Raw genomic sequence first — 6,152 nt, 5'->3', positions numbered from 1 at the left:
GCACAGCAGTATCTGTCTCCCCATGGGTATGGTATTTTGATCGCAAAGGGAAAAGGGAACGGGGAGTAGGGAATCGGGGAGTAGGGAGTAGGGAGTAGGGAGTAGGGAGTAGGGAATAGGGAGTAGGGAGTAGGGAGTAGGGAGTAGGAGGAATAAAATTGACTATACCTTATAAGTAGGATAGTAGGATAAATGCTATAGATAATTTTGAATTCACCAACAATTCAGCAAAAAAGGAATGTGTTGACCGTTGACGGTTGAGTGTAAAACCAACTCAAAACCAAATCACCACCATAGCGTTTATCATAGCTATGAGGTAAACAGGATTTTTTCCCTGTTCCCGACTCCCGACTCCCGATTCCCGACTCCCAACTCCCGATTCCCGATTCCCGATTCCCGATTCCCTACTCCCTACTCCCTACTCCCCGATTCCCTACTCCCCGTTCCCTTTTCCCTTTGCGATCAAAATACCATACCCATGGGGAGACAGATACTGCTGTGCAGCCTTTTGGATATCAACAGCACTAACTGATTTAATATGACTAGGGTAATTCAGTGCTGGTTCTAAATCCCCTAGTTGGGAGTAATAGTAACCATATAAACTGGTGCGAGCGCTTGGTTTCTCATTGTTAAAGATAAACTGATTGGCGACTTTGGTCCGAATCCGAGCAATCTCTGAGTCTGATACCAATTCTGTCTGACAGCGATGGATATGGTTTGCGATCGCATTTTCCACTTCTGCCAAATTCTCAGCTGGCAGTTTAGCAGAAATATAAAACACCCCTTGCAGCCGCTGAGTGATATTACTAACCCCAATTTGAGTAACCAGTTGCCGTTCTTCTCGCAAATCCCTAAATAGCCTGGACATACGACCTCGTCCTAAAATTCCTGCCAGCACATCCAAAGCATAGGTTTCCTTCAACTCAGGTATACCAGGCACCCGCCACACCATCACCAGCCGCGCTTGTTGTAAAGACTCATCCACATACTCCCGACGGACAATCTTCTCGAAAGCTGGTTCTGGGGTAAGGTTTGTTCTATCTTCTATCGCCCTTGGCTGTGCTTGACTAAATCCATTGGTGACAATTTCAATTAATTCCGTAACTGGCAAATTCCCCACCACTGCTGCAGTCATAGACTCTGGTTGATACCAACTACCGTGAAACTCACGCATCTGCTGAGGCTGGAGTTGTTCAATCACCGAGGCAGGTCCGAGCACAGGACGTCGATAGGGTAACTGGTCAAAAGTAGTCTCCATTGCCCATCTATGGGTGCGGCGGCGGGGATTATCCTGGGAACGGCGAATTTCTTCCAAAACTACCATTCGCTCTTTTTCAAAGCTATGGTCAGGAATACTGGGATTGAGTACCACCTCTAGCTGTAATGGTGCCAGCTCGGCAAAATCTTTAGGAGCTGTAGTGATGTAATAGTGAGTGTAATCCTGACTTGTAGCCGCATTAGTTACAGCACCCCGTTGCTCAATCAGCCGCTCAAACTCACCACTTTGCAATTTTGGTGTGCCCTTAAACACCATATGCTCCAGAAAATGAGCCATACCATTAATCTGATCCGATTCCACTGCGGAACCGACATTAATCCAAACATTCAGATTGACAGCTTCAACAGGCATCTGCTCCGCCACAATGGTTAACCCATTCGGTAGCCTTTCAACAGTGGGAGCATTGAGGGAGGGAGTATTGAGCAAACTGGAAGTCATTAAATTATTCACTAATTGACCACTATTTATTAATAGTAATCTTTCGGTTTGATATCGCGTTTTTGAAATAGGGAATCGGGAATCGGGAATCGGGAATCGGGAATCGGGAATCGGGAATCGGGAATCGGAACCCACCCCTAACCCCTCCCAGGAGGGGAACGGGAATCGGGAATCGGGAACAGGGAAAAAATCTTGTGTACCTCATTAGACTATAAAACGCTATACATTCAATTTTCTGGCATTGCTTAATAATGGAATGATTTTAAGACTCAGGTGGAATAGGCATCTTGCGTGGAACTGGCATCTTGCCAGTTTCATGCTTATTTGCGGGCGGGCAGGATGCCCACTCTACTCCTATTCATTCAAAGACTGACGCAACGCCAATTTTCTTTCCCCGACTCCCGACTCCCGACTCCCGACTCCCGACTCCCGACTCCCAAACACCATGGCTCAAGGTAGAATTATGATAAGAAACATTAAGAAATGCAAATAAACCAGCATGGTAAGCACTCAGGGCGGTAAAGGTAAGGTAGAATACCCCAAGAAAGAATTCCCGCAGAAAAAAGTCCAGAAAAAAGTAGCCCAGAAAGTTGTAGTAATCGGTGCAGGAATTGGTGGACTAACCGCTGCAGCACTCCTCGCTCGCCGAGGCTACCGTGTTTTAATACTAGACCAAGCGATAGTACCAGGAGGATGCGCCTCTACCTTCAAACGCCGGGGCTTTACCTTCGATGTTGGTGCGACCCAGGTAGCTGGCTTGGAACCTGGTGGCATTCACAAACGCATCTTTGATGAACTGGAAGTAGACCTGCCAGCCGCTACCCCCTGTGACCCTGCTTGTGCCGTATTTCTGCCCGGTGAAAGTGAACCAATTAACATCTGGCGGAACCCGGAGCAATGGAAAAGAGAACGACAACGCCAGTTTCCCGGTAGTGAACCCTTCTGGCAACTGATGGCAACCTTATTCAATGCCAGTTGGAAGTTTCAATCCCGTGACCCAGTGCTACCACCTCGTAATGTATGGGACTTGTGGCAACTAACCTCAGCAGTGCGTCCGGATACCTTAATTACCCTACCCTTTACCTTCATGACCGTAGCGGATGGGTTACGAGGATATGGCTTATATGACAATAAGCGTCTGAAAACTTTTCTGGATATGCAGCTCAAGCTTTATTCCCAAGTGGATGTTGATCAGACAGCATTGTTGTATGCAGCAACAGCCTTAGGAGTTTCTCAGGAACCCCAAGGGTTATTTCATCTCCAAGGTAGTATGCAAGTGTTAAGCGATCGCTTAGTAGAAGCCCTGGAAAAATGGGGGGGTAAGCTACTCATGCGCCACACCGTTGAAACGATTGAAACATCAGGTGGTAAAGCTACTGGTGTCAGGATTCGCAATCAGAAAACTGGGGAAGTTTGGACAGAACCAGCGGATGAGGTAGTTGCCAATGTTACGGTACAAAACCTAGTCAAATTATTAGGTAATAATCTACAGACATTCCCTGGAACCTCAATGGCAGGCTATAAGTATCGAGTCGATAAATTACCTTCACCATCCGGTGCGTTTGTAATCTATCTTGGGGTAGATAAACGTGCGATTCCTGATGGTTGTCCTCCCCATCTTCAGTTTCTCTATGACTACGATGGAGCAATTGGGGAGAATAATTCCTTGTTTATTTCGGTGAGTAAGCCAGGAGATGGACGAGCACCAGAGGGACAAGCTACCATTACTGCTTCATCCTTTACCGATGCTGCCATGTGGTGGCGGGGGTCCAAGCAAGACTATGACCGCTTAAAGGAAGAGTATACAGAAAATGCGATCGCACGTCTTAGTCAATACTTTGATTTAACACCAGAGACCATCATTCACCAAGAAGCAGCAACCCCTCGCACCTTTGCCCGTTTTACTGCCAGAGAACAAGGCATTGTCGGAGGGATAGGGCAACGGATACCTACCTTTGGACCCTTTGGCTTTGCCACTCGCACACCCTGCAAAAGTTTGTGGTTAGTAGGAGACTCGACTCATCCAGGAGAAGGAACAGCTGGGGTAAGTTATTCTGCCCTTACCGCTGTAAGGCAGATTGAGACATCATTTTGCTTATAGGGGTGCAAGCCAAGGGTCCCTAGCTTGGGTTATGGGGTAAAAGTCTCAAATGTCAAGATCCATGGGATCTGTTTTTGGTCAGTTGATCGGTGAAAGGCTACTAACACCAACCCCAAAGAGTTAGGATTAATGACCCGACAGCCTCATGATCAATTTGCCAAACAGTATCTAACGGAGTTGTTAACACCTCACGGTCAGGTAGAAGTCAGCCGAGAACTAACCACTGAAGTTCGTCAAGTGGATATTTGGTTTCTACCAACAGCTTCTGAATCCACAGCACCAAAGGAAATCGGATTGCTCGGTAAGATGGCATCAACCGCCTGTTTATTGGAACCGTTCCGCAATGCTACAGGAATCATGGCAGTGCGCAATTGCCTGTTGAAGTTGTTTGCTCTCTACAGTGACCTACAGCGGAAAGCACGACGAGAGAAAAACCCGATCAGTGAAATTGATTTACCCTGTTTATGGATTTTGTCCCCGTCCTGTTCAGCCCAGCTGTTGAACGGCTTTGGTGCAAAACTTAATGATTCCGGTGATTGGGTGGAAGGAGTTTACTTTTTGCCTGAGTGGTTCAACACAGCCCTGGTAGCCATTAACCAGCTACCGCTTACCGAAGAAACCCTGTGGTTAAGAATTTTGGGACGGGATAAGACTCAAAGCCAAGCCATTAATGAGTTGCTGGCACTACCGGTCGGACACCCCTTACGGGGTAACATCTTAGAGATTCTGGCCAACTGGCGCATCAAAATAGAGGAAAGCGAAGATTTAACTGAAAACGAGAGGGAGTTAATTATGAATTTATCACCAGCTTATTTGCGTTGGCGGGAAGAAACCTTAGAGCAAGGAAGGGAACAAGGCAAGGAACAAGGCAATTTAGAGGGACAGCGCCTGATGGTGGAAAATCTACTGGCAGGGCGGTTTGGCACTGTTGATAAAGAATTATCCCGAACCATTGAGCCTTTAATGCAGTTGCCGATCACAGAGCGTACTCAGGTGCTGCTTAACTTGTCTCGTCAGGAACTGTTGGAGAGGTTTGGAGACAGTCGATTGGATTGATGCTCTGACCTTTCAATGGTATTGCGGTGGTATTCCCCTTATATTCCGGTATCACTAGGTCAAGACTGACGCAAAACTCGTCAGTAAACCCGCTTATCTCATACGGGCGCACACCGTGCGCTCCTACTTGCGATTTTGATTTACGACTGCAGCTACCAGAACACTAGCTCAAAGCTAACGGCTGTTATAGCATTTCCAAATCAGATGTAAACGTGTATGGTCTTTTTTTCTTGTTCAATAACACTCTGTATCTCTTGCCCCTCTTGCCTTTTGCCTCTTGTATGCATGCCTTTTTCAGCAATTCGTGTGTTTACAACCCAAATAAAAACACCCTGAGCTGTTGGCGTAGCGTGCGCGTAGCCCATAGGCTGTTAGCTTCACTGACCTTATCCTGACCTGATATGGCAGCAAAAGTTTTTCTGAAAAACTGTCCGGAATTTACTTGGAAGGGAGAGAACATTAAATTGAAGGCAAGGAAAAATTAAAGTAATGACAACAAAGAGTTAATTAGAGTTAATTATGCATTGATCATCAGCTGATTTCGGTGGCTCTGAACCAATTTTACAACAGGTTGCTCCAAATGTGTGGGGGATTGTCTATCGGATTAAAATGCGATCGCTCTTTAACTCCACCTCCAACCTAGGAAATTTACTTTTATCCCATAAGCGATGCAGCGCGGTCTTGAGGGTTCCCCCCACTCGCTATTGCCGTGGTTTCCCCCACTCGCTATTGCCGTGGTTTCCCCCACTCGCTATTGAATCAAGACAAAGAGTTTTACTATTTACATCATCAAGGGTATAATTGATAGATTTTGATATCTTTTTTTATTAATTCAATAAAGAATTAAAGTTTTATTAAAATCTCCGACAATTAGTTTAACTATCCCATGAATTAGGCTACAGTTAAATTAAATCAAAAACCTAAAATTTTAACTAGTATTAGTCCCTATCAATTCTGATTTATTCATAACAGTATAAATGCTGTAATTCAATCTGATAAATACCAATATTCACAAACTATTCACACAATATTTAGACATTTAAATTGTGAATATAGGCTGATATTGAGATGCAGAAATGGGGAGATAGTAGGCCGGATTTTGCACAAGTGAATCGAGCTTAAATTTAAATGCCTATTTGCTTATAGCAACTATAAATAGGTGGCAAACTCTCACGCGGTCATTCTGACCGCAATACCAAGGAATTTGGGGTTATGAATTTTCACTACTCGTTTATAAACGGGCTTATCGACCAAAAAGAGAGCAAGCAATACTAGAGA

At 45.3% G+C, this 6,152-nt stretch carries 6 protein-coding genes; 4 read left to right on the top strand and 2 right to left on the bottom strand.

Annotation, left to right across the window (positions count from 1 at the left end):
* Positions 1-250: 250 nt before the first annotated feature.
* The gene (locus F6J94_RS08330) at positions 251-532 is read left to right on the top strand and encodes a hypothetical protein (RefSeq protein ID WP_293038951.1); all 282 of its coding nucleotides are present in this window, start codon (positions 251-253) and stop codon (positions 530-532) included.
* On the opposite strand, the gene F6J94_RS08325 is transcribed toward F6J94_RS08330, so the two are convergent.
* Entirely contained in the window at positions 434-1,717 is a 1,284-nt protein-coding gene (locus F6J94_RS08325; RefSeq protein ID WP_293038959.1) for a pitrilysin family protein, read from the bottom strand. The two genes, F6J94_RS08330 and F6J94_RS08325, sit on opposite strands and share 99 nt — an antisense overlap.
* Positions 1,718-1,739: 22 nt before the next feature.
* Positions 1,740-1,922 (bottom strand): hypothetical protein, encoded by a 183-nt coding sequence (locus F6J94_RS08320; RefSeq protein ID WP_293038948.1) that lies wholly within the window; start codon positions 1,920-1,922, stop codon positions 1,740-1,742.
* Positions 1,923-2,008: 86 nt separating this feature from the next.
* Between F6J94_RS08320 and F6J94_RS08315 the strand changes: the two genes are divergently transcribed.
* The 3 genes from F6J94_RS08315 (at position 2,009) to F6J94_RS08305 (ending at position 4,874) form a co-directional block, all read left to right on the top strand.
* Positions 2,009-2,176 (top strand): hypothetical protein, encoded by a 168-nt coding sequence (locus F6J94_RS08315; RefSeq protein WP_293038945.1) that lies wholly within the window; start codon positions 2,009-2,011, stop codon positions 2,174-2,176.
* A gap of 40 nt (positions 2,177-2,216) precedes the next feature.
* Complete coding sequence (gene crtD, locus F6J94_RS08310; RefSeq protein WP_293038943.1) at positions 2,217-3,818, top strand: C-3',4' desaturase CrtD; 1,602 nt, start codon at positions 2,217-2,219, stop codon at positions 3,816-3,818.
* 129 nt (positions 3,819-3,947) lie between these two features.
* Positions 3,948-4,874, top strand: coding sequence for a hypothetical protein (locus F6J94_RS08305; RefSeq protein WP_293038941.1), 927 nt, complete (start codon positions 3,948-3,950; stop codon positions 4,872-4,874).
* Positions 4,875-6,152 lie beyond the last annotated feature (1,278 nt).

Origin of the sequence: Moorena sp. SIO1F2, assembly GCF_010672755.1 — a bacterium.
Taxonomy (GTDB): domain Bacteria; phylum Cyanobacteriota; class Cyanobacteriia; order Cyanobacteriales; family Coleofasciculaceae; genus Moorena.
This window is presented reverse-complemented; position numbering and strand designations above follow the sequence as displayed.

What these genes read in the sequence shown, in the direction of transcription:
- F6J94_RS08305 (WP_293038941.1), top strand. Translation starts at nt 3,948, where the DNA reads ATGACCCGACAGCCTCATGATCAATTTGCCAAACAGTATCTAACGGAG.
- crtD (WP_293038943.1), top strand. Translation starts at nt 2,217, where the DNA reads ATGGTAAGCACTCAGGGCGGTAAAGGTAAGGTAGAATACCCCAAGAAA.
- F6J94_RS08325 (WP_293038959.1), bottom strand. Translation starts at nt 1,717, where the DNA reads ATGACTTCCAGTTTGCTCAATACTCCCTCCCTCAATGCTCCCACTGTT.
- F6J94_RS08320 (WP_293038948.1), bottom strand. Translation starts at nt 1,922, where the DNA reads ATGAGGTACACAAGATTTTTTCCCTGTTCCCGATTCCCGATTCCCGTT.